This is a genomic window from Tigheibacillus halophilus, from assembly GCF_042683165.1.
In the GTDB taxonomy this organism is placed as follows: domain Bacteria; phylum Bacillota; class Bacilli; order Bacillales; family Amphibacillaceae; genus Tigheibacillus; species Tigheibacillus halophilus.
Genome location: NZ_JBHUIZ010000018.1, coordinates 27,784 through 51,083, shown reverse-complemented (window position 1 = coordinate 51,083; position 23,300 = coordinate 27,784). Strand labels below are relative to the sequence as shown.

Sequence of the window (23,300 nt, the reverse complement as noted above, 5' to 3'; positions counted from 1 at the left end):
CCTCGCTTTTTGCTTTTGTTCTGAATGGGAAAGTTTTCGGTTAAATCCATTCCAGCATGTTAAAGTTGTACTTTATCGAACTTCTCTTCAATCGCGCTTTCGTACAAATCCTGCAATTCGACAGCCTTCTCACTGATAATAGTTTCTTTTCCATTCAACACAGTCAAATTTCCGCAATCAGTGACTCGGCCGATTCGTGTCGCATTTGGTAACAGAGCTTCCGCCTCTGCTTGATGATCCACAGCGATCGTGACAATAAAGCGCGACTGTGACTCACTAAATAATGCTGTCGTCATATCACCTTGCAAACTGACCTCTGCACCGAGATCGTTGTTGGAGAACAAACTTTCAGCAAGCGCGACTGCTATACCTCCCTCTGCCACATCATGAGCAGAAGTGATCATACCACCTTGAATTACGGCCAACAGACCCTCCTGATTTTTCTTTTCCACTTGTAAGTCGATTTCAGGCGCCTTCCCAGAGTACGACCCTTCTAACAAATATTGCAGCTCCGTGCCGCCAAATTCCGCTTTGGTCTCACCAATCAAATAGATGAGATCACCGGCATGCTGGAAATGGTTCGGCGTGATATGGTCCAATGATTCAAATAGTCCGACCATTCCAATGACAGGTGTAGGAAAAATCGCTTTCCCCTGCGATTGATTGTACAAAGATACATTTCCGCTAATCACTGGTGTACCCAGTGTTTCACAAGCTTCACTAATCCCCGCGACACTTTGTTCCATCTGCCAATATATTTCCGGGTTCGTTGGATTTCCGTAATTCAGACCATCCGTAATCGCCAATGGTTTCGCGCCAGAGGCAACGATATTTCTCGCAGCTTCTGAAACCGAGATTTTTCCGCCAGCTTTTGGATCCAGATAAATATATCGTGAATTGCAGTCTGTTGTGATAGCGATCGCTTTTTCTTTACCTTCAATCTTAACAATCGCTGCATCTGCCCCTGGCCCCGCGATTGTTTGTTTATCCGTGCCAGTTTCGAACTGGGAAAACGCCCACTTTTTGCTGGCGATAGTCGGTTGCTGCAAGAGTTGTTTCAATGTTTTCGTATAATCTGCAACAGGAGGTATTTCCTGTTTCATTTGCTGGAAAGTTTGATAGTATGCAGCCTCTTTTGCAGGCAAATGATAAACCGGAGCATCCTCAGCGAGTGCGTCTACTGGAATCTCAGCCTGGAGCTGGCCATGCTGCTTCAAACGAAGGACACGCTCTTCAATCACTTCACCGACAACTGCCGTCAATACATCATATTTGGAGAAAATGTCGATGATTTCCTGTTCGCGCCCTTTAGCAACCACAAGCAGCATCCTTTCCTGTGACTCAGAAAGCATCAGTTCATATGCAGTCATGTTTTTTTCCAGTTGCGGGACGAGGTCAAGATTCATTTCGATACCGGTACCTGCTTTACTTGCCATTTCACTTGCTGATGAAGTCAGTCCTGCTGCCCCCATATCCTGCATACCGATTAAAGCGTCGGATTGTACAGCTTCCAGGCAAGCCGCAATCAGTCTTTTCTCCAATTCTGGGTTGCCAATCGCTACCGCACTGCTGTCATTTTCTCCTTCCGCCAAGTCATCCGAGGCAAAAGTCGCCCCATGGATACCGTCCAGACCAGTCGAACCCCCAGCATACAAAACAAGATTGCCAATGCCTGAAGCGACTCCCTTTTGCATATCTTGATGATCAATCAAGCCGACTACCATTGCATTCACCAGCGGGTTACCTTCATAGCACCCGTCGAATTGCACCTCGCCGCCAACCGTTGGAACTTCAATCGTATTGCCGTAATGGGCGATGCCACGAATAACTTCTTTAAATAAATGTTGGGTTTGTGGATTATCCAGTTTGCCAAACCGCAGCGAATTCAATGAAGCGATCGGCTTAGCACCCATGGAGAAAACATCCCTCACAATACCGCCAACTCCTGTTGCCGCAGCTTCAAATGGTTCCACCGCACTTGGATGATTATGGCTTTCTATTTTAAAGACCACTGCCTGATTATCACCAATGTCTACCACGCCAGCACCTTCTCCAGGACCTTGCAGCACTTGCTTTCCCCTCGTTGGAAAACGCTTCAGCAATGGTTTTGACGTCTTATAGCTGCAATGCTCTGACCACATGACAGCGAAAATTCCTGTTTCTGTAAAATTCGGCAGGCGCCCAAGCATTTTTTTAGCTAAGACATATTCCTCTTCCGTCAATCCCATTTCACGATATAATTGCTCTTGTTCAATCTGGCTTGCAGTTGGATAAACCTTGGTTTCCATGTGCAGTTCCCCTCCATTAGGCTGAAATTTGTTCAGGCTTTTTTTATCAAATGAAGCTATAATTTAACACTGCTGGCAAATGAAGCATTTTAGTGAATTTCCGTATGTTGCTCATGCAGATTTTACTTCTGGTGTACATGCTGCTTTTCTTTAACTGCTTCCAGACTTTCAGCTGTATATGTGATATGACCCATTTTACGGTTTTCCTTCACTTTATCTTTGCCGTAAATATGCACATATCCTGCCCCATCCGTCTCCATTTGCTCCAATGCCTGCTTCATATCCTGACCCAATATATTGACCATGACTGCAGGCTCGAGCAGCTTCACTTTCATCAACGGCAAATTGCAAATCGCTCGTATATGCTGGGAAAACTGCGAAATATTGCAGGCTTCTATCGAATAGTGACCGGAATTATGCGGTCTTGGTGCCATTTCGTTCAGGTAAATATCATCACCTTTTACGAACATTTCAATTGCAAATGTGCCGACGACCTGCAATTTCTCAGCGAGAATACCTGCTGCGTTTCTAGCCTTTTCTGCAACCGTCCCGCTCACTGACGCGGGTACTGTCGTCCGATAAAGAATATGATTGCGATGCTCGTTTTCTGCAGTTGGAAAAAAGCTGATTTCCCCTGTCTGGGCTCTGGTGAATACGATAGAGATTTCTTTGTCAAAAGAAATCCACTTCTCCAGAATACAGGTGCCATTTCGGGCCACAAATTCCACTGCTGCATCGGCTTGCTCCCATGTTTCCAATTTCAACTGGCCCTTGCCGTCATAACCACCACTGCAGGTTTTTAATACCACTGGCAGCTCCAGTGCCTGAAGCGCTTCTGCCACTTCTCTCTCATCATGTACAATTACGTACGGCGGGACAGGCAATCCAGCTTCTGTCATCACCTGCTTTTCCAGTTCCCTGTTCTGTGTCACCTCCAAAGCTCTGCTGCCTTGGGGGAGCTTCTCCCTCGAGGCAATATACACTGCCGACTGCAAGGAGACATTTTCAAATTCATATGTCACCACATCACTCACGTCCGTCAATTTCTGAATGGCATCAGCATCGGCATATGGTGCAGTGATTTGTTCATCTGCAATTTGTGCAGTCGGACAGTTTGGTGTCGGATCAAGTACAGCAATCCTATAGCCCATCTGTCTAGCCGCCAGTGCCATCATTCTGCCAAGCTGCCCTCCTCCGATAATGCCAATAGTTCGAGGGGGTAGGATTTTTCTATTTATCTGCAAGCTGCTCCCTCATTTCCGAAACTTTTTGTTTCATTTGCTGGCGGTAATTTGCTAACGCCGCAGCCACATCTTTATCAAATGCCCCAAGAATTTCTGCGGCAAATATGCCGGCGTTAACCGCTCCCGCTTTACCAATAGCGACGGTTGCTGTCGGTACTCCAGCTGGCATTTGCACAATCGATAAAAGGGAGTCCATGCCTTGTAATGCTTTGCTTTCTACCGGTACGCCAATTACAGGCAATGTGGTTTGCGCTGCTACCATACCTGGCAGATGTGCGGCACCACCCGCTCCAGCAATGATCACCTTCAGGCCGTTTTTCCGGGCAGTTTTGGAATACTGCGCCATATCATCCGGGGTGCGGTGTGCGGATATAATATTTTTTTCATAGCTGATGGAAAGCTCATCCAACACATCTGCAGTATGCTGCATGGTTTCCCAATCCGATATACTTCCCATAATCAAACCAACTTGCGGCATTCCTTTTTAACCTCCTTGTCGTCAAGCATACAAAAAAGCCTACCCACTTCCCCATTTTAAAGAGGAAGATGGATAGACTGATAGAATCACGCTGAGTATCATTCAGAAAATTCAATGTCCAAAACTTGTAAACAGTCGTGCAGCTCAGCTGAAAAAGATACAGCTATTCCGCCAGATGTTTTTCATGACCATTTACGTTTTTTCATGAAAAACACCCTATTCAGTACATGTTTACAAATCATCTTCCCCATAGTCTGGCATTTACGGCGCCAGGTAGAAACTTTCGGACCATATCTCCGAAAATATATGGGTTACGTTATTCAATTACTTTTCTGACTACAGCATAACAAAATAGATAATCTGCTGTCAACGCAAAAACCGAACATTGATTTGTTTTCTACACATTTCGTTCACCAAAGGAACGTGCTGTGTTGCCAGGCAGACAAACCAAAAATTTCGGATTACCTCTTATACGTGATGCATTTCTATTTTCCCGGTTTACTCTGGCCAGGCTGACTATTGGTAGGAAGCGAATCCCCAAGTGGTTCCTCGCTCAGCTTCGTTTCTTCCGGATTTGGTAGATCCGTATTCTTCGGGACATTTCCTTTTTTAGAAAGCCGTGCTCTGCGCACCTGTTTTACCCAGAAACCACCATATATTTGTTTCGGTTCATACGCAATGATGAACGCCTTCGGATCAATTTCTTTCAGTGCTTCATACAATCGGAGTTCATATTTTCTTGGTGTCAATATTTGCAGGGCCAGACGGCCGCCTTCTTTCCCATATACAGGCCAGCTCGTTACTCCATATCCTTTTTCCCGCAATTTGCGCGTGAATTCAAGTTCCGGATTGGAAGTAATCACATTAACGGTAATATAGCCGAGTGCCAGCTTCTCTTCAATCTTGGAACCGGTGATGACGCCAAGTCCAAAACCGACAGCATATGCAATCAGATTTTGAATCTGCCCCAAATTATCCAGCACCATTCCGAGGCCGACCACATATACTACAATTTCGAACATGCTCAGGAACGCGGCAATATTACGGCGTCCTTTCATCGTCAAAATCATTCGGACGGTGTTCAGTGATACATACACAACATTGATAACCAAAATGATGACGACCATCACCAATGCATTTGACAGCAATTTCGACTCCTCCTACATTTCAAGTTGTTATAAGAATACCGCATTTACATGATAAAACGCAAAACACAAAACCATTATATTTTTACCCTTCTTCCACTGTTTTTACCCAAACACGCAGGCTCCGATTTTTTAAGATATGCACAGCGTCCATTAATACACGACAAATAGGCATGCACCCACTTTCAGATACAGCATATATTATAAATGTAATCAGTTGGGAAAGAGGTGGAAACGATGAATCCTTTTGAACATATGGATGACTGGAAAAAAAATATGGATCAATTTTTTGGTGAAAATTTTTGGGGACAGTTTGATGGCCTTATAAAAACCTCCATTCCACAAATCAATTTGTACCAAACGGATCACGAAATTTTCGTTTTAATCAATGTACCAGGTATGGATAGCCTGGATAATATCGATGTTTATGTTGATTACGCCACATTAGAACTGAAAGGTGCGATCGACCTGGGACTCGGTAAAGATACTGCATCCACACAGGAAATTACGGAAGGCGTGTTCGAGCGCAAAGTACATCTCCCCTTCCCCGTCCGTTCCGATAAAATAAAAGCAACCTACAAAAACGGCATTGTCTATGTCAAATTGCACCGGCTTGTATCAGAAACCAGCCGAAAAAATCGCGTGAACGTCAAATTGCTTGCCGATGAATAATTGCCAGCATCCAGACAAAGCCGTAGAAAAGAAGGAGATGCAGACCGTTACCAGCTGCATCTCCTGACTTTTCATATTTAATAATTACTATTTACTATTTACACCCCGGATAGATAAGAGCATACCGAGAACACTTCCTCAGAACTAGCTGTTGTCAAAGCAATAACTTCCTGCGAAATGCGCTGTAGTTGTTGATAGAGCTTGTCTAAAGGAGATAACTTCTTGAAAATAGCGCTGTAATTGTTGACAGAGCTGTTGTATGAGCAATAGCTTCCCTGAAATGGCGCTGCAATTGGCGATAGAGCTCCTCTATGAGCAATAACTGCCCTGAAACGGCGCTGCGATTGTTGATAGAGCTCCTCTATGAGCAATAACTTCCCGAAAATAGCGCTGCAATTGTCGATAGAGCTTCTCTAAAAGCAATAACTCTCCGAAAACAGCGCTGCAATTGTTGATAGAGCTTCTCTAAAAGCAATAACTTCCCTGAAACGGCGCTGCGATTGTTGATAGAGCTCCTCTATGAGCAATAACTTCTACAAAACAGTGCTGCAATTGGTGATAGAGCTTCTCTAAAAGCAATAACTTTCCGAAAACAGCGCTGCGATTGTTGATAGAGCTCCTCTATGAGCAATAACTCTCCGAAAACGGCGCTGCAATTGGCGATAGAGCTCCTCTAAAAGCTATAACTCTCCGAAAACGGCGCTGCGATTGTTGATAGAGCTTCTCTATGAGCAATAACTCTCCGAAAACGGCGCTGCAATTGGCGATAGAGCTCCTCTATGAGCAATAACTTCTACAAAACAGTGCTGCAATTGGCGATAGAGCTTCTCTAAAAGCAATAACTTTCCGAAAACAGCGCTGCGATTGTTGATAGAGCTCCTCTATGAGCAATAACTTCTACAAAACAGTGCTGCAATTGGCGATAGAGCTTCTCTAAAAGCAATAACTCTCCGAAAACGGCGCTGCATTTGTTGATAGAGCTCCTCTAAAAGCAATAACTGCCATGAAACAGCGCTGCAATTGTTGATAGAGCTTCTCTAAAAGCAATAACCCTCCGAAAACAGCGCTGCGATTGTTGATAGAGCTCCTCTATGAGCAATAACTTCTACAAAACAGTGCTGCAATTGGCGATAGAGCTCCTCTAAAAGCTATAACCCTCCGAAAACGGCGCTGCGATTGTTGATAGAGCTTCTCTAAAAGCAATAACTGCCCGAAAATAGCGCTGCAATTGTTGATAGAGCTTCTCTAAAAGCAATAACTCTCCGAAAACGGCGCTGCAATTGGCGATAGAGCTCCTCTATGAACAATAACTGCCCGAAAATAGCGCTGCAATTCCGCTTTTTGAAAATTTGAGTGCTGCACTATTTATTTGGTCCATAGACTCGTTTTTCAAGATTCGATTCCTGTCCACGCAAACGTTTCTTAAAGGTTCTCCGCCAATTTTCAGCCAACAGATTGCATGCCGAAAGCTCATATGCCATGTTCAAATCTTCTTTGCGTACATACATGATTTCATTGCACACCGCAATGGTGAAATCAGGCAAAGGCCTTTCTAATAACTCTAAATCAATGCCAGACAGGACTTGTCCTTCCTGAAGCACACGAAAATACCAGCCAGTTCTGCCGCTGTTTTGTATTTGCAGCGCCAAATCCATTGTCCGGTAACGCCTGGCAGGACGCCAGCAAGGCCTCCTTGGCTGGGATACCTGAATGACCGCATCCCCAAATTGATAAATATCACCAATACATACGGTGTATTCATCCATTTCCAATACCGCCAGATTCTCTCCCATGCCTCCAATCGCTATCGCATCTTCTCCTAGTCTTTCCTTCCAGTATGTATAATGCTTCACAGGATAAGTGAATAGGGCTTTTTCCGGGCCGCCGTGATTTTTCTTGTCACCTACTTCATCTCCAGTCAAACCAGTTTTCGATAACCAAATCGGTTCGCCCATTTCTTTTTTAAACATTCCCGTTGTCCATTCACGGTCTATTTTTTTCTCTGCGTTCGGATCGCCAATTGTCTTTGCTTTACCAGTAAATATTTTATGTACAAATGGTTCGTTCATGTCCCAATCCCCCAAAATGATATGGTATAGTTAATAAATAGTTATCAATATGTTAAGCTTACCGGCAGTGTATACGAAAGAAGCGCATTCCCAATGAAAATAAAACTCGATAGCTATTCTACTCATTTGCAGACAAGCTGATATGTTTATATTCTACTTGATTTATAGCACAAATTCATTAAAGATGATGCTTATAAAAGGAGGCAAAACAATGACTGATTTAAAAAAAGCCACGTTTGCCGGCGGCTGCTTCTGGTGCATGGTCAAGCCTTTCGACCAATGGGACGGCGTCGTTCAAATCGTTTCAGGCTACACAGGGGGCCATTTGAAAAATCCGACTTACAAAGAAGTGAAAGAAGGAAACTCCGGCCATTATGAAGCTGTTGAAATCACCTATGATCCAGCCGTCATTCCGTATAAAACCATTCTTGACGTCTATTGGCGCCAGATTGATCCCACAGACGATGGCGGACAGTTTCAGGACCGCGGCGATTCATACCGCACTGCCATCTTCTATCATGACACGGAGCAAGAATCACTGGCCAAAGAATCAAAGCAGCAATTGGAAGCGAGCAATAAATTTTCGAAACCGATTGTCACGAAAATACTGCCCGCGAAAACCTTCTATCCAGCTGAAGAATACCATCAGGATTTCTATAAGAAAAATGAAAAAGAATATAAAGAAGATCGTGCGAAATCCGGCCGCGATGAATTCATTGTGAACAATTGGGGAAAGTGATCACTGGAGCCATCGCGAATAAAAGTATGGGAATACTTCCCATACTTTTTGTACGTTTCCCCACTTTAAAGCCAAGTCTTCAGTGGAGAAAAAACAGCCTCATTCCGCCTTCTTTTAGCGAGAAATGAGGCTGTTGATTTTCACATCGTTCCCAATTCGAATGTTACGTCCTTGGGGGCTATCCAAATTCATTTATTTTTTGAAACTATTGTAGATCAAGTTTCCAGCTTGTCTTTCAAGGTTTTCAAATCACTCTCAACCAATTTGGCATCCTCAGCAAATTTTTCATCCGAGATCTCAGTTGATTGAAACAATGTGAACATTACTTCACTTCCAGACCCATTAGGAATAACCCGCATTGGATTCAAAATCTCTTGCCCCGTGGATATGGTAACATAGTGATCCAGCACCCCTAGTTTGTTTCTCTCGACGAACCTGATGATCATTGGACCATCTGATGTTTCTACAACCCATTCGCCATCAGATTTTTTTATTGATTGACCGAAGGCGGGTGCCCATTGGGGAAGATTTTCCGGATTTAAAATGAATTCATAGACCTCGTTTGCCTTCCTTTCAATAGATACACTCAGGGTTTTCGTTGGCGTTATTGTCATCGTTAAATCCTCCTCGGTATTCAATGTACATTTTCGACTAAGCGTTTCAAAAGAAAGTCCGCGGATATTTACACGTATTAAGCCATTTTCTAATCCATCTTAGCGAACGATACTAAAGAACCTTTATCGCATGACTGAAAACCATTCTTTTCGTAAAAATGTCTTACATCCGGGCATCTTCGGTCAATAGAACTTTTTGACGAACATTCTTATATTTCTGCAAAACTTGCTGCATTAGCTGGGTAGCAATTCCTTGATTTTGGCAGGCATGTAACACCAGAATATCCTGGATATAGATAATGGTTAATCCATCACCAACAACTCGAATTAAGCCGATCAATTCTTCGCCGCTCCATGCAGATATAACTTCTAATGATTGCTCTATTGCCTGTTGCAGGACTTCCAAGTCTTGTGTATAAGCATACCATTCTACGTCATTATATAATTTTTCTAATTGGTCTCTATTGATTTTTTTATCATTATTAAAATATATCCTCATTCATTTTCCTCCCCAAAATATTATTTTGAAGAGTTGATCCAATATTTATCCACTGTCTGATGCCTCCTTTAATTCATATATTTTCACGATGCTATTCGTTATAAGTTGCCTTTAGTATAACATGTTATTTTCTGAATTATAAGCCATCTCTATCATTTTTCCCTCCATTATCTCTGGCTTGATGGAAGGATGCGCATGAATCTTTGCTTAGTATATCCATCCATACCAGTACATTTCCTTAGCCGTGGTATGTGTTTTGTCGATAACAAATCTTTTCATCGCTCTCCATCTACATCAATCTTTTCATCTGCGTTGCATTTTCTCTCACCATTCACAAGTTCTTCCATAAACTAATTGTGTTGAAAGCCTATATTTTTTTATAAAAATTCCTTTATCCTAGCTCATAAGGCGATCAAGGCACTCGCCAAGTCGCTGAGGGCGATGGCATATTTTTCTATGGAAACGGCTGCAGCAAAACAAGGAACGCTAACCAAAATGGAGGTGAAGCGATGGCTGTTGTCAAGGCTACTAATGCGGATATCGATTTGCTGGCAAGACTGCTGAGAGCGGAAGCTGAAGGAGAAGGACGGCTCGGCATGCTGCTTGTAGGAAACGTTGGGATCAACCGAGTTCGTGCTGATTGCTCCGATTTTACAGATGTCCGCACCATCAGACAAATGGTTTACCAACCGCATGCCTTTGAAGCGACAATACATGGTTACTTTTATCAAAGACCCAGGGAAGTAGAAAGAAGGCTGGCGCGTCGTGTCGTGAATGGAGAAAGATTTTGGCCTGCAAAGTACAGTCTGTGGTATTTCAGGCCAGAAGGAGAATGTCCGTCCACATGGTATGGTCAGCCATTTGTGGCAAGATACAAGCTGCACTGCTTTTACGAGCCGACCGGGGAAGAATGCGCAGCGGTATATGCAACCTTTTAATGTGATCAATGCCAGTTTTGATTTCAATCGGCACCCACTGGCATGCTTGCCGCCAGTTCAACGTTACCAAAAAAAGGCAAAGAGCCAACCCAGGATGAGTGGTTCTTTGCCTTTTTCTTACCAATGCATACAAGATTGTTAAGTCAAAAATATAAAATACAAAATGAAGATGATGAACAGCATGTACATAATGCCGTTGATTTCCTTGCCACGTCCCTTGACCAACATCGTGATTGGATAAAAGATGAATCCGGCAGCGATGCCAGTCGCAATACTGTATGTCAACGGCATCGCAATAATGGTCATGAAGGCAGGAATGGCAATTTCCATTTTCTCCCATGCTATATGCTTCAATGAGGAGGCCATCAATACCCCCACAATGATTAATGCTGGTGATGTCACAGCTGGCGTAATCACGCTTAATAGCGGTGAAAAGAATAATGCCAATAGGAAAAATCCTGCAGTTACAATGGCAGTAAAACCTGTCCGTCCGCCAGCTCCGACACCTGCTGTCGATTCCACATAAGACGTTGTGGTCGAAGTGCCGACAATCGCTCCTGCTACAGTCGCCGCGGAATCTGCAAACAGCGCACGTCCCGCTCTCGGCAGTCTGTTATCCTTCATCAATCCTGCTTGATTCGCTACCGCCATCAACGTTCCAGCAGTATCAAAAAAGTCGACAAATAAAAATGTTAAAATGACAACAAGCATTTGCAACGTAAAAATATCTCCAAAATGGATGAAAGCTTGCCCAAATGTAGGCGCAAGGCTCGGCACATGTCCAACAACTCCGCCTATCCCATGCGGCGGTTCAATTTGACCGGTAAACATTCCCACTACAGCGGTGAGGATCATGCCGTAGAAAATTGCTCCCTTGATACCTCTGACCAGCAGAATAAATGAAACAATCAGTCCGAAGATGGACAGAAGAACTGGACCGCTCGACAGATTGCCAATGGCAACAAGCGTCGAATCATTACCAACAATAATGCCCGCATTTTTAAAACCGATGAACGTGATAAATAAACCAATTCCCGCACTAACAGCCATCTTCAAATCAGCTGGAATAGCGTTGATAATTTTTTCCCGTAAGCCAGTTAAAGATAGGATAATGAAAAAAACTCCTGATACAAGTACACCTGATAATGCCGTTTGCCATGGAATGCCATATCCAAGCACGACTGTATACGCAAAGAATGCACTTAACCCGATGCCGGGAGCAAGCGCTACCGGATATTTTCCGATAACCCCCATGAATAGCGTCCCAACCACTGCTGATACAGCTGTCGCAGTGAATACTGCGCCTTGATCCATATGACTGACCCCAGGGCCTAAATCGATTCCTTCCAATGATAATGTTGTCGGATTGACAAAAAGGATATATGCCATCGCCAAAAAGGTTGTAAGACCGGCCATAAATTCCGTCCGGTAGTTTGTCCCCAATTCTTCAAAACGAAAATATTTTTTCATTATCGTTGCCTCCTCCTATAGCCCCTTAAACAAGGCTGTTTTCTCAAGGATTATTCCTTTTACTACATGACGCAAGTTAATTGACAGTTGGTATAAAGACTTCTTCTCCCATCCAAATGCGGGCTGCATACTTGATCCGCCCCGGCAACAAGCGATAAGAAATGATTCCAAACAAAAAAGACACCTCTGCTAAAAGCGGAAGTGTCCAACAACTCAAAATCCAGCCAGGCTTCAAACAGGTTTCTCCTATTGTCTGCTGCAGGATTTTGCGTAGTCAAACCATTTACGGTGGTTTGGTAGAGACTTCCAGGCCTTATTCCCAAGATTATACGCATGTATTATATGTTATTTATACCTTATCATAGCTGGGGACTATCCCCAATATAAAAACGGATATCCTTGTTGTACCATCATTTGCTTTGCTTGTCTACTATTTCGATAGAATGCATTCGGATCGTATGGCGGTTTTGACGAAATTCATTATTCAAGATAACAACATCCGCCGTTTAAATTTTACCTGCTCGCAAATCGATATAATCACTGTATCTTGCCTATTAAAACAGTAAAACCTCTAAATGCATCCTATTACACTTTCATTCAAGTAAAGATGTTTCGAAACTAATAAAGGCCGCGCATTTTTAAATGAGCGGCTTCAATCAATGAAGTTATGCTAAGCAACTGGATAGCTCCGTAAAAATGAAAATGCGAGCGCCATCTTTTTTGCAAAGTTTAATGGGGGTTCCACAGACTGTATATGGACATACATAATCAGGGGATCCGTGTATATCCAATGATTATGCAGAGCACTCACAATTAAACCTTGTTGTATAAGTGAGTACATAAAACCAGGAATCTCTTCTTGTAAAACGGCAATTTCAGCCAGGTTTAATGCATTACCACTTTGATCCATCGACTCAAATAAGACTCCTGCCGGCACCACAGAACTGCTCTGGTATCCTTGAACTAACACCTGAAAATTACGATGTAATGATACAGAACAGCTCCCCTGCTCCACGTTACTTTTTCCTTTAAGAATTTGGGCAAATTGCTCGCAAATTGATTCAAAATTATTCATCGACCGGCCTCCTTTATAAAAAAATATGATGCTCCATATTGTTTTATGTTAAAAGGGACCTTTTACGATGGACTGACGCGCAAAAAGGCCGGGTGAAAACCACCCGGCCAGACCATGCTCATCCCATATAATGAATATTATCTTTATTTTCTTCCAATATTTTTTTATTGAATTCATCGCCGCCATCCACATTCGCACTATGGAAGACAGGCGGTACGATTCCCAGCTTTAACAGCTCTTCTGCAGTAGCAATGACAATTGCATTGACAATCATTGCACCAATGGCGGTGGAGGTCGGTCCAATTTTTTGATCCATTCCTTCCAGCAGCAATGAAGAATCCTCAAAATCCCCACAGTTATCGATAACGACATCGACCACCTCATATAGATTTTTGCCGCTTGGATGCCGTGAAGAGACAGCCTCGGAATAAGTCATATTGGTAATGGCAATGGTAGTCAAACCTTGTTCTTTTGCAGCTAACGCCATATCCACAGAAACTGTATTACGTCCCGAGACAGAATGAATTAACAATACATCTCCACGTTTTGCTGCGGTGGAAGAAAATATTTCTCTTCCAAAACCGTTTAACCTTTCCATTTGTGAAGTCAACGTTACAGGTCTGGTATTTAGCATTAATGCCGGATGTAGGATAGGGTTGATAACAGCCAATCCACCTGTACGGTAAAACAGTTCTTCAGCCAAGATCCCTGCATGCGAGGCGCCAAACACATAGATAGTGTGTTTAGCTTTAATCGCTTCAGCGAATACTTTGGCGGTTTGCTTCATTGCATCATATTGTGTATCAAAGACACGTTCAGAAATATCATGGACATGTTCAACATAACGCTTCATATAATCAGTCAATTCAAGATACCTCCCTTTAGAATATCTTACCTATCAAACCAGAAATAATGGACCAGAACGACAAATCATTTCCACCGAATACAATGATCCAGTCCGATACAGTATGCTGTAAGAATGGTATAGACAAACCGACAAAGAAAATCATTAAAATACCGGCTGCTCCCGATCCGATAATAGCTCCTCTTAATCCACCAGTACCATTTCCGATAACAGCAGCTGTCCCAATTTCAAAGAAACAAGTGATTGTCAGTGGAACAATGGCGTAAGGAAAGAGTCCAGTTTGTCCCACGATGAATAGTGTAGCAATGGAAGTTACCATCGACATAAGGAAGCCAATAATAACCGCATTAGGGGCAAATGGGAAAATTATCGGTGCATCCAGTGCAGGAACTGCATTTGGAATAAGTTTGTCCGAAATGCCTTTGAACGCCGGAATAATTTCGGCGAGCATCATACGTACACCTTGCAGCAAAATTGTCAGTCCGGCACCGAATAAAACCCCTTGCAGCAACGAAAAAGTGAAAAGGCTTTTTTCTGTGCCAAATATACTATCCACTTGATTCGTGCCAATCAATAGGCCGACAACTAAATAGACTACGAACATAACTAACGAAGAAGTAATAGTGATTTCCCGTAAGAACTCGATCTGTTTGGGGAATTTGATATCTTCAGTTGATTTATTTTTATTGCCGAAAGCTTTTCCCAACAATCCTGAAACAAGAGAGAGTCCGATAGTTGGGTGACCTAACGTAAACGTGTCTCCGCCAGTTACCTTTCTGACAAACGGACGTATCAAGGCTGGCGCGATGACAAAATACAATGCCGAGAAGATTGTGGCAAATACTATGATTCCCGCTCCGTTTAATCCGCTTTCAACCGCGACCGCAGTAAATACAAACGGGAACCAGAACAACATGTGACCGGTCAAAAAGACATTTTTCAACGGGGTAAATCTGGCAACCAATATATTGATTAAAAATGCCAGCAGCATCGCCAGGCCTATCTGACTGCCATAAGCGCTAAGAAAATCATCTGCGCCCATGGGATGCAATGCTTTATCAGCTGGTATTTTATAAAGTGCGTTAAACGCGTCCGACAACGGGGTGATAGAACTAATCAAAATATTAGTACCTTGCGTTAATATAACGACACCAATAACTGTTTTAAACGTTCCGCTGATAATATCAGAAAAGTTTTTTCGTTGTATGATTAAGCCGAGTGCAGCAATAATCCCTAGAAATAGAGCTGGCTCGCGCAAAATTTGATTGACGATAAAGTTAACTACCTGCATACATTATTTTCCTCTCCTGTAATTTAAGAAAGCAAATCGGAAATGACTGGCAATCCTTTTTCCTTTATTTCTTCTTTATCCATAAAGTTTTTTATTTGGACAACTGGTACACTTGCAGCCTGAGTCAATTTCTCTCCTAACTCATTTGAAGTGAATATCATGTCACATGGCGTCGAAGCAGCTGAACCAACATCGGCCGTGCTTACATTCGCTGTGATTCCTTCCTCTTTTAAAACTTCATCAAGTTTCATTTTCAGAACCATGGAAGAACCTACGCCAAATCCACATACAGTAATAATGTTTAACTTTTCCATTTTCATCATTCTCCTTCTATAAGCTGTTTAATATGTTGTAAACCTCTTGTTGATTATTGCTATCATTTAATGTTTGTAACACTTCCGGTTTATCCAGCAGTCCAGCGACATTGGTAAGCTGTTCCAAGTGTCCATCGCTTTCTGTCGCGCAAAAGGCAAACACTATGTTAACAGGGTCATTATGCTCACTTCCGAATGCTATCGGTTTTTTCAACGTAATCACGCTAATATCATTACGTATCACTTTTTCACTTGGTCTTGCATGAGCAAGTGCAATATGAGGAGCTATCACAATATAGGGTCCCAAATCTTCAACGGCCTGTACCATATCTGTAATATAGCCGGGTTCGATACTTTTGTTATCTCTTAATAGCTCGCCAGCCTGTCTAATTGCGTCTTGCCAACCTTCCACCTCCACCTGTACACGAATATTATCGCTGCTTATAATTGCCATGACTTATTCCTCACCTTGCTTTGTTATTTTAATGATGTTATTTCCTCGATACTTTCGGAATGTTTAATCCTATCCAGGTTCCCTTGTCTTTCAAGTATCTTCACCAAATTGATAAAGATGTTTGAGTCTGATTCTTTGGAGCAAATCACAATGATGATACTGACCATTACTTTGTGTTCATCGCCAAAAGGTATTGCCTGATCAAGCACAAGTAAACTTGCACCTTCTTTGAAGACGTTGTCCTTTGTACCAGCAGCATGTACAAATGCCACTTCAGGCATAAATACCATGTAGGGACCTAATTCTTCCACTGCATGAATCATTGCTTTCACATAAGATTTTGTTATAATATGCTCTTTAATCAGTGGTCTGCTCGCCATGTTAATAGCTTCGCGCCAATCTTCGGTAGTCCCCTTGATTTGAATATGGCTGCCGGAAATAAATTCGCCAAGTATGTTTATCTCTTCCGTTGGTAATTCTTTGCGTATTAATTCATCCATTTGTTTCTGGTATGATTTTTTAAATATCATCCTTTTCAAATTCATTAATTCATCCGGTTCCAGTAAAGGATTGACAACAATTACTTCAGGTTTTTCAAGAGAGAGAGGAACCGTTGAAATAATAAAATCAATTGATTCATCTTCATCATGCGTAATATGTTCCGTACGCACAGTTCCACAAATTTTCAACTCCGGCACCATCAGCTTCAATCTGGTAGTCAGTAATGAAGATGTCGCAATCCCTGAACCGCAGACGACCAATGCTGTAGGCATGTAACCTGAAAAAGAATGGCGCTCATAGCTGGCACCTAAGTGCATGGCAATATATGCAATTTCTTCTTCGGGAAACACAAGATGATATATTGTTTCAATTTTTTGGATGGCCTTACGTGTAATTTCAAAAATATACCTGTACTTATATTTCACCTGCTCAGTAAGCGGATTCTCAATGATTTGCTTGTTCTCCAGCCGATGCAAAGCCACTTGCAAATGAACGATCAACCCATTCATAAATTCAATGTCCTGTTTAAAATCGATACCCAAACGATGTTCCACCTCATTGGCAAACATCCAAGTTATTTGGTAAGCCTCATCCTGTTTTTTGATCATATTCAAATCTTCCGGAAGCACTGAGATTTTAGCGCCCTTCAATTGCTTTAATAGGTATACCACTTCATCATCGGGAATTTGCCTCGAAAAGATGTCTGTATAAAGTGCTTGCAACCGTTGAAATCCACTTTTTTGAATCAATTCTTTTTTTTCTACAAATGGAAATACCGCATTTTTCTTCTGTTGTATCCGAAGATATTGATAACACATATTCAATCTTAGTTCCCAGCTCGAGTCATCACTAAATTGTATAGCAGACAACGATTCATAGGCGGATGTAAATTCACGAACTTTACTTCTAAGCTTTTCATCAAATAGGCGTTCAAAATACATAATTGAATAGGTGGATGATTGAACAGCCTTATGAATGATGGAAATAAATGCATTTCGCACATCTCGTTCATTTCCGAGTACTGAAATTCCCTTGGAAGGTTTTTTATCCAAGGCAACACCGTAACCCTTCAATTCCTTTTCTGCTCTATGCATATACTGATAGACTTTGTTCTTGCTTGCTTCAAGTGCATCCCCCAACATTTCCATTGTTACATGTTGATGTAGAAGGAGCCTAATGCATAACAGCCAGGTGAATTCCTCTTTTGTTGCTACATAAGCATTGGGATCATAAAGATGTTTTTTTAATCTCAGCTCCTGATCCGCATCAATTAGCAAGCAGATTCCCTTTTTTGGCTTTCTTACCAATGAGATATTTAATTCCTTCAAAAAAGCCTCTATATAATCCAGGTCATATCGAACAGTGCGATCGCTTACTTCAAACATGGCCGATAATTCTTTGACATTGATGTAGCTCGCAGCTGCCATTAGCTTTTCCACGATATGAACCTGTCTACCGGTTAAGGAAATCATGTGATCACATCCCTTATACTTCGTATTGTAATCCCTATGGTTGATGAAGTTAATAACCAAGTTGTTCCTTGAATGTGGCAAAAAATATGATAATTAGTGAAAGAAAAGTTAAGAGAACCATTTTACATGGTTGAAATGCGTGAGAAACATGAAGGTTGTATGATCGTAATCAAAAGTGGAATTCCTAAAAAGCACTATCTATAAGAGTAATCACAGATAGTGCTCATCTAACGAGTATGCAAACGAAGTAATTCGTAAATGATTTAGAAGTTTCATGTTTTGGGAAGCCGGGCTATTCCGGAAAGTAATCGTCCTGTGTCATTAATTCGATTAGGCGTTCCATAAATCCATGTCTGGAGCCCGCTCCCACCAAATAATTAATGTTGTAAGGCTCTGCAACTAATTCAATAATTCGCGGGAAAATTAGATTAAACATATGCGAGTCATCCTTATGCACTGCAATTCCAATGATTAATGTAACATCAATACTGCCCCAGTTCACTTGTTTAGCAGGCTTTAAAATCATTAAACCTGTCTTCTCCGCTTCATATTTCATCGTGTGAGGTATTGCAACGCCACTTGGAAAAGCGGTGGACGAGACCTGTTCCCGTTCATTCAATTTCTGTAGATAGTCACTGTCTACATAACCACTCTGTTGAAAACAATTAGCTATCGTTTTCATTATTTGTTCTTTAGATGCTTCCTCATCTACGTTGATAAAAAAATCCTCGATGATTAATTCAGGTATTTTCACTTTTAAGAAACTCACATAATTATGGTGTTTAATTTTTTCAATTGCCCTTCTGATTAAGGCCGTATCGTGATTTGTCATGAATTCACGAATGTTTACTATCTCAGTATGATTGCCTGAATGTTCTATGCCTTGTGTTGTAATGACTAATTCGGGTAAAGGTAAAGAATTTATATGGTCACCGTCTTCATAAATCCCAACGATATTCAAGTCATCACCAAATTGCTTTTGAATAGAATGTTCAATATCACTTTGTTGGGATAAGTATGAAGGTGTGATAATCATCGTTTTGATTTTGTTATTTTCCTCACGTTGGCTGTTTAGGTATGATCCGATGTGCAAGGCAATAAAAGCAATCTCATCGTCATTAATTTCGATGTTCAGATCATTCGATAATACAGATGCCAAGTAAACAGCTATATCAAAAATGATCGGATATTTGATCCGAATGTTTAAAACACTTAGGTTTCTAGTATATTTGTTTTGTACCAAGCGATTGTAAAGATTTTGTACGTGTACCAGTAAACGCGTTTTGAAATTATCATTATTAAACTCAAGCATGTAAACATCGCCTATTTCTTGTATGGCGCGTTCCAATGCTCTGGAAACTTTATCACTTGCATAACCTTCCATTTTGATCTCATTGTCTTTTATTTGTCCGTTGAATAAAATGGCCAATTCGTCCTTATCAGCCTGTGAAAACTGAATTTGATATTTTTCATAAAGTTTATCCGCGATATCATCCACGGTCTTGAAACTGATGGCATTTCGATTATTGATTGGATAAGAGCTTTGTTCCAATTGTTCATTATCAGCCGCTCTATCAACAGCTATTGCCAAATGCAAGATGAAGTTCTTAAAAAAGTAGGTGTTCGGGTGTATGCCGTATTTTTCAAAACTTCTTTTGCTTAACACCCTTAATGTTTGCAGGGATATATCCCCCAAAAACCTTTGGACTTCTTCTTCAAGGGATGTCTTCGTCGGCTTAGAAACATCGATTAAATCCATCATCAGCTTCCGGCGGCTCTTTTCATTCCCCTGGAGAACATAGCGATTATTTTGTTGCATAACTTGTAGGCCATGTTTTGATACCAAACGGTTGAGATAAGCCATATCGGAACGTATCGTAGCATCCGAGACATAGAGTGTGTCTGCCAAATCAAATAAATCCAGTCCACGACCAGAACTTTTAATAAGACGCCTAAGAATATAAAAACGACGATTATCAATATGGCTGCCATGCTCCGATTCTTTAACCGTCTTGGCGTTATTTTTACATAATCGGTATCCTTCCCGGCTCGATTCAATAAGATTAGGTTGTTTGTTATTGATCGACCTGACATAATGGCGGATTGTTCTATCTGTTACACCCAGCGAGTCAGCTAATGTTCTGGCAGATATAAAGTCTTCATCAGCATGTTTTTTAAGGTAATCCAATAGCATATCTGTTTTTTTCATAAAATCAGTCCTTATATTGCGTGTTCATTCAATAGCAGGATAAAAAATCCTAGCCGGCTAAAAACACAGGCGGCCTGTCTGTAACACAGGAAGAGTGCTTTTCTTTTGCAAGGAACGTACATAAAAGTTACGTACTTGAGGAGCGGAAAAGCAAACCGACAAAGAAATTCGAAGTGTCGTTTTCGCCGGACATTTTGAACATCCTCTTATATATGAAAAAGGGAGTATGCCTACTCCCTTTTTATCATGCCCATCAAATTTCCGAACCATTTGTTGAAATAACACGTGTATACCAATCGAAACTATCTTTCTTTAGTCTTTCCCCTGATCCTTCACCTTCATCGTCCAAATCCACATATATAAAACCATAACGTTTGGACATCTGCTGAGAAGAACAGCTGACGATATCAATCGGACCCCAGGCACAATAAGCGATAACATTTGCGCCATCATAAATTGCACGTCCAACTTGTTCAATATGATCACCCAGATAGGATATACGATAGTCGTCATGAACTTTGCCGTCTTCCAATTTGTCATACATGCCAAATCCGTTTTCAGCAATAACGATTGGTTTTTGATAACGATCCCAGTATTGCGAAAGTGTGTTATATAAACCTTGTGGATCGACATTCCACCCCCATGGATTGGCTTCCAAATGAGGGTTTACTGACGTGGAATCCGCTTTATGCACATTCCGGCTTGCATCAACCATCTGGGAGAAATAATAGGAAATACCAAGGTAATCCATTGTATTTTCCCTTAAAAGCTTCGTCTCATCCGCAGTAACATCAAGTGTGATATTGTTTTCTTCAAAATATTTTTTTGCATATGTCGGGTACTCTCCACGGAATTGAACATCTGTAAAGAAGTATTGCATACGGTTATGCTGCATGGCCAGCACAACGTCATCCGGCTTACAAGAATATGGATATACAGTCATGTCAGCAACCATGGTCCCCATTTCCAAGTCATGATTTAAGGTTTTAGCGTACTTTTGAATCTTCGCCGAGGCGACCATTTGATTGTGAACGGCCTGATACTCCGCTTCTTCCATATTATCGTATTGGTCTTTGCACATACCTAACGACAAGAATGGTTCAATCTGAATCATGTTAATTTGATTAACAACAATCCAATACTTCACCCGATCTCCAAAACGGTCCAATAAAACCTTTCCGTAACGTTCAAACATATCAATTACCGCTTTATTGTACCAACCGCCATACTGCAACGTAATGTTAATCGGTGTTTCATAATGCAGCATGGTTATGATCGGCTCAATGCCAAGTGATTTCATTTTATCAATCATCTTGTCATAGTGCTTTAAAGCAGCTTCATTAGGTTCTGTTTCATCTCCATTTGGGAAAATCCTGGACCAATCAATGGATGTTCTAAACGTGTTAAAACCCATTTCGGCTAATAATTCTAAATCAGTTTCAAACGTATGGTAGAAATCAATACCATGTCGCTTCGGAAAATAATACGTTGTATCCCCAAGATTCTTTTTCACTTCATCCAATGTCATGCCTTGCTTTTCGAGTTTTTGAATTTCTTCATTTGACATTCCTTTCAGATATGGCTGGACATCCGATGAGTTAGGCTGTTTACCATCCTCACTGTATGCACCATCAGCTTGGCTTGCAGCAATCGCACCGCCCCAAAGAAAATCCTTTGGAAAACTTGCATATTTATTCTGTCTCATTCGTGTCATTCCCCTTCCTCTGCTAACTCAGCATCTTGTTGAACTGCTTGCTTGTCGTAAATCTTGAAAAACGGATAATATACAATCCACGAAATAGCGAACAATACGAAAAAGTAAACCAACCCAATAACGGAGGCAGTAATAATCCAATTCATGATTGGCCCAGGTACATACCACAGTTGAAATGGCTCATGCGGAATTGGAACCAATCCAATTTTCATCACGACCCAGGTTAAAACCGGTCCTATTAAGCCATTGATCCACATTGGAATCATCAAAATCGGGTTGAAGGCAATCGGAGCACCAAACACGATCGGTTCATTAATATTGAATACGGAAGGGATAAGCGACGCCTTTCCGATCATCCTTAACCGCTGTGACTTAGCCATAAATGCTAGCATGATACATAGCGCCAATGTGGCACCGCCACCTCCGATTAGAAACAGGGAACCTGCCTCAACCGTAAATATATTTGTCACTGCTTTGCCCGCCTCGAAATTCGCCTGGTTTTGTGCAATTGCCGGTAATGCAATCGCAGCTTCGACCGGGTAAAGAACCCAACTTGATATCCCAAAAGTATATAGGAACGCAAACCCAAGGAAGAAAATCAGCACAAATCCCCAGAAGCTTTGGCCAAGGTGAACCAATGGTGAAAAGATGGCATTAACAACACTGTATAAGCTGATATCCATCTCAAACGTAAATATCCATCCAACTAATAATATCAAGATAATAGGAATCAACGTGTTGAACCAAACAGCAACAAAGTCCGGAATGGCAGAATCCTCACCTATAAATTTCCACTTGGAAAAAAGATTCATTACAAAGCCAACAAACAAACCGGCAATCAAAGCAGCAATCATTCCACCAGTACCGAACGTATTCAGATCAAATTGTATTTGATCACCGTTGATAATTTGCGGATAGACCAGCATGAGGAAAAATGCTAGCCCGGCAAGACCCGCTTGTCTTGAGACATCCTTATGGCCTTTATGTTTCATGATGGATTCTGGTATCAGATAAGCCAAAAATATCGAAAATAAACCGAATGAAAACGTACTAATCATGGAAAGATCTGGGAAACCTTTCCAAAAATCCCTGACAATTGACAAGATGGTAGCAAATGAACCAATAAAAATCATCGGCATGGCTGCCAGGATTGCATCTTGGATAGATGCAATCCAAGGGTTTTTGGCAATTTTATTGATTTTTGGTGAAAAACTGTCCGTCATCCATGACATAAATTTATCCATTTTTT

General features: G+C 41.5%; 21 protein-coding genes and 2 riboswitches. Of the genes, 3 read left to right on the top strand and 18 right to left on the bottom strand.

From position 1 onward, the window contains the following. Positions 1-59: 59 nt before the first annotated feature. From purL to ACFSMW_RS19180, 4 genes are all read right to left on the bottom strand, one after another. Positions 60-2,288 (bottom strand): phosphoribosylformylglycinamidine synthase subunit PurL, encoded by a 2,229-nt coding sequence (gene purL / locus ACFSMW_RS19195; RefSeq protein WP_390357925.1) that lies wholly within the window; start codon positions 2,286-2,288, stop codon positions 60-62. Positions 2,289-2,410: 122 nt separating this feature from the next. Continuing rightward, entirely contained in the window at positions 2,411-3,532 is a 1,122-nt protein-coding gene (purK, locus tag ACFSMW_RS19190) for a 5-(carboxyamino)imidazole ribonucleotide synthase (RefSeq protein WP_390357924.1), read from the bottom strand. Next, a complete protein-coding gene (gene purE, locus ACFSMW_RS19185) occupies positions 3,519-4,010 on the bottom strand; it encodes a 5-(carboxyamino)imidazole ribonucleotide mutase (protein WP_390357923.1) in 492 nt (163 codons plus the stop codon). Before purE ends, purK begins: the two co-directional genes overlap by 14 nt. Before the next feature lie 230 nt (positions 4,011-4,240). Then, a riboswitch (purine riboswitch) is annotated at positions 4,241-4,340 on the bottom strand. A gap of 155 nt (positions 4,341-4,495) precedes the next feature. Next, positions 4,496-5,158, bottom strand: a complete 663-nt coding sequence (locus ACFSMW_RS19180) for a DUF2179 domain-containing protein (protein WP_390357922.1) — start codon at positions 5,156-5,158, stop codon at positions 4,496-4,498. 234 nt (positions 5,159-5,392) lie between these two features. Here ACFSMW_RS19180 and ACFSMW_RS19175 point away from each other — a divergent pair, with 234 nt between their 5' ends. Next, positions 5,393-5,827, top strand: coding sequence for an Hsp20/alpha crystallin family protein (locus ACFSMW_RS19175; RefSeq protein WP_390357921.1), 435 nt, complete (start codon positions 5,393-5,395; stop codon positions 5,825-5,827). A 1,361-nt stretch (positions 5,828-7,188) separates the two neighbouring features. On the opposite strand, the gene ACFSMW_RS19170 is transcribed toward ACFSMW_RS19175, so the two are convergent. Continuing rightward, positions 7,189-7,896: an MOSC domain-containing protein gene (locus ACFSMW_RS19170; RefSeq protein WP_390357920.1), complete on the bottom strand. Its 708-nt coding sequence runs from the start codon at positions 7,894-7,896 to the stop codon at positions 7,189-7,191. 211 nt (positions 7,897-8,107) lie between these two features. On the opposite strand from ACFSMW_RS19170, the gene msrA reads away from it, so the two are divergent. Further along, positions 8,108-8,635, top strand: a complete 528-nt coding sequence (msrA, locus tag ACFSMW_RS19165) for a peptide-methionine (S)-S-oxide reductase MsrA (RefSeq protein ID WP_390357919.1) — start codon at positions 8,108-8,110, stop codon at positions 8,633-8,635. A gap of 215 nt (positions 8,636-8,850) precedes the next feature. Here msrA and ACFSMW_RS19160 read toward each other — a convergent pair whose 3' ends face one another. Together ACFSMW_RS19160 and ACFSMW_RS19155 are read right to left on the bottom strand one after the other, a co-directional pair. Then, complete coding sequence (locus tag ACFSMW_RS19160) at positions 8,851-9,249, bottom strand: SRPBCC family protein (RefSeq protein ID WP_390357918.1); 399 nt, start codon at positions 9,247-9,249, stop codon at positions 8,851-8,853. Positions 9,250-9,412: 163 nt separating this feature from the next. Beyond that, positions 9,413-9,748, bottom strand: coding sequence for a GNAT family N-acetyltransferase (locus tag ACFSMW_RS19155; protein WP_390357917.1), 336 nt, complete (start codon positions 9,746-9,748; stop codon positions 9,413-9,415). Positions 9,749-10,257: 509 nt separating this feature from the next. Between ACFSMW_RS19155 and ACFSMW_RS19150 the strand changes: the two genes are divergently transcribed. Beyond that, on the top strand, positions 10,258-10,686 hold the full coding sequence (locus ACFSMW_RS19150) for a cell wall hydrolase (protein WP_390357916.1): 429 nt from the start codon (positions 10,258-10,260) through the stop codon (positions 10,684-10,686). Between the two features lie 138 nt (positions 10,687-10,824). Here the strand turns inward: ACFSMW_RS19150 and ACFSMW_RS19145 are convergent, their stop codons facing one another. The 11 genes from ACFSMW_RS19145 to ACFSMW_RS19095 all read right to left on the bottom strand — a co-directional run bounded on the left by ACFSMW_RS19145 (position 10,825) and on the right by ACFSMW_RS19095 (position 23,295). Continuing rightward, the gene (locus ACFSMW_RS19145) at positions 10,825-12,156 is read right to left on the bottom strand and encodes an NCS2 family permease (RefSeq protein WP_390357915.1); all 1,332 of its coding nucleotides are present in this window, start codon (positions 12,154-12,156) and stop codon (positions 10,825-10,827) included. Between the two features lie 76 nt (positions 12,157-12,232). Then, positions 12,233-12,391, bottom strand: coding sequence for a hypothetical protein (locus ACFSMW_RS19140; protein WP_390357914.1), 159 nt, complete (start codon positions 12,389-12,391; stop codon positions 12,233-12,235). A 16-nt stretch (positions 12,392-12,407) separates the two neighbouring features. Beyond that, positions 12,408-12,509, bottom strand: a riboswitch (purine riboswitch). Positions 12,510-12,826: 317 nt separating this feature from the next. Continuing rightward, positions 12,827-13,231: a DUF1259 domain-containing protein gene (locus ACFSMW_RS19135; protein ID WP_390357913.1), complete on the bottom strand. Its 405-nt coding sequence runs from the start codon at positions 13,229-13,231 to the stop codon at positions 12,827-12,829. A 118-nt stretch (positions 13,232-13,349) separates the two neighbouring features. Then, on the bottom strand, positions 13,350-14,096 hold the full coding sequence (locus ACFSMW_RS19130; protein ID WP_390357912.1) for a sugar isomerase domain-containing protein: 747 nt from the start codon (positions 14,094-14,096) through the stop codon (positions 13,350-13,352). 16 nt (positions 14,097-14,112) lie between these two features. Then, on the bottom strand, positions 14,113-15,387 hold the full coding sequence (locus tag ACFSMW_RS19125) for a PTS ascorbate transporter subunit IIC (RefSeq protein WP_390357911.1): 1,275 nt from the start codon (positions 15,385-15,387) through the stop codon (positions 14,113-14,115). Between the two features lie 23 nt (positions 15,388-15,410). Beyond that, a complete protein-coding gene (locus ACFSMW_RS19120; RefSeq protein WP_390357910.1) occupies positions 15,411-15,701 on the bottom strand; it encodes a PTS sugar transporter subunit IIB in 291 nt (96 codons plus the stop codon). Between the two features lie 16 nt (positions 15,702-15,717). Continuing rightward, complete coding sequence (locus ACFSMW_RS19115) at positions 15,718-16,155, bottom strand: PTS sugar transporter subunit IIA (RefSeq protein WP_390357909.1); 438 nt, start codon at positions 16,153-16,155, stop codon at positions 15,718-15,720. 23 nt (positions 16,156-16,178) lie between these two features. Further along, a complete protein-coding gene (locus tag ACFSMW_RS19110) occupies positions 16,179-18,128 on the bottom strand; it encodes a BglG family transcription antiterminator (protein WP_390357908.1) in 1,950 nt (649 codons plus the stop codon). A 292-nt stretch (positions 18,129-18,420) separates the two neighbouring features. After that, on the bottom strand, positions 18,421-20,337 hold the full coding sequence (locus ACFSMW_RS19105; protein WP_390357907.1) for a BglG family transcription antiterminator: 1,917 nt from the start codon (positions 20,335-20,337) through the stop codon (positions 18,421-18,423). A 253-nt stretch (positions 20,338-20,590) separates the two neighbouring features. Further along, entirely contained in the window at positions 20,591-22,042 is a 1,452-nt protein-coding gene (locus tag ACFSMW_RS19100) for a glycoside hydrolase family 1 protein (RefSeq protein ID WP_390357906.1), read from the bottom strand. Positions 22,043-22,047: 5 nt separating this feature from the next. Next, complete coding sequence (locus ACFSMW_RS19095) at positions 22,048-23,295, bottom strand: PTS sugar transporter subunit IIC (RefSeq protein ID WP_390357905.1); 1,248 nt, start codon at positions 23,293-23,295, stop codon at positions 22,048-22,050. Positions 23,296-23,300 lie beyond the last annotated feature (5 nt).

Bases quoted from the DNA above. Each gene is read 5' to 3' on its own strand.
- ACFSMW_RS19170 (WP_390357920.1), bottom strand. From the start codon at position 7,896: ATGAACGAACCATTTGTACATAAAATATTTACTGGTAAAGCAAAGACA.
- purE (WP_390357923.1), bottom strand. From the start codon at position 4,010: ATGCCGCAAGTTGGTTTGATTATGGGAAGTATATCGGATTGGGAAACC.
- ACFSMW_RS19155 (WP_390357917.1), bottom strand. From the start codon at position 9,748: ATGAGGATATATTTTAATAATGATAAAAAAATCAATAGAGACCAATTA.
- ACFSMW_RS19175 (WP_390357921.1), top strand. From the start codon at position 5,393: ATGAATCCTTTTGAACATATGGATGACTGGAAAAAAAATATGGATCAA.
- ACFSMW_RS19150 (WP_390357916.1), top strand. From the start codon at position 10,258: ATGGCTGTTGTCAAGGCTACTAATGCGGATATCGATTTGCTGGCAAGA.
- ACFSMW_RS19135 (WP_390357913.1), bottom strand. From the start codon at position 13,231: ATGAATAATTTTGAATCAATTTGCGAGCAATTTGCCCAAATTCTTAAA.
- ACFSMW_RS19095 (WP_390357905.1), bottom strand. From the start codon at position 23,295: ATGGATAAATTTATGTCATGGATGACGGACAGTTTTTCACCAAAAATC.
- ACFSMW_RS19115 (WP_390357909.1), bottom strand. From the start codon at position 16,155: ATGGCAATTATAAGCAGCGATAATATTCGTGTACAGGTGGAGGTGGAA.
- ACFSMW_RS19100 (WP_390357906.1), bottom strand. From the start codon at position 22,042: ATGAGACAGAATAAATATGCAAGTTTTCCAAAGGATTTTCTTTGGGGC.
- ACFSMW_RS19110 (WP_390357908.1), bottom strand. From the start codon at position 18,128: ATGATTTCCTTAACCGGTAGACAGGTTCATATCGTGGAAAAGCTAATG.
- ACFSMW_RS19120 (WP_390357910.1), bottom strand. From the start codon at position 15,701: ATGGAAAAGTTAAACATTATTACTGTATGTGGATTTGGCGTAGGTTCT.
- ACFSMW_RS19160 (WP_390357918.1), bottom strand. From the start codon at position 9,249: ATGACAATAACGCCAACGAAAACCCTGAGTGTATCTATTGAAAGGAAG.
- ACFSMW_RS19145 (WP_390357915.1), bottom strand. From the start codon at position 12,156: ATGAAAAAATATTTTCGTTTTGAAGAATTGGGGACAAACTACCGGACG.
- purL (WP_390357925.1), bottom strand. From the start codon at position 2,288: ATGGAAACCAAGGTTTATCCAACTGCAAGCCAGATTGAACAAGAGCAA.
- ACFSMW_RS19125 (WP_390357911.1), bottom strand. From the start codon at position 15,387: ATGCAGGTAGTTAACTTTATCGTCAATCAAATTTTGCGCGAGCCAGCT.
- ACFSMW_RS19105 (WP_390357907.1), bottom strand. From the start codon at position 20,337: ATGAAAAAAACAGATATGCTATTGGATTACCTTAAAAAACATGCTGAT.
- msrA (WP_390357919.1), top strand. From the start codon at position 8,108: ATGACTGATTTAAAAAAAGCCACGTTTGCCGGCGGCTGCTTCTGGTGC.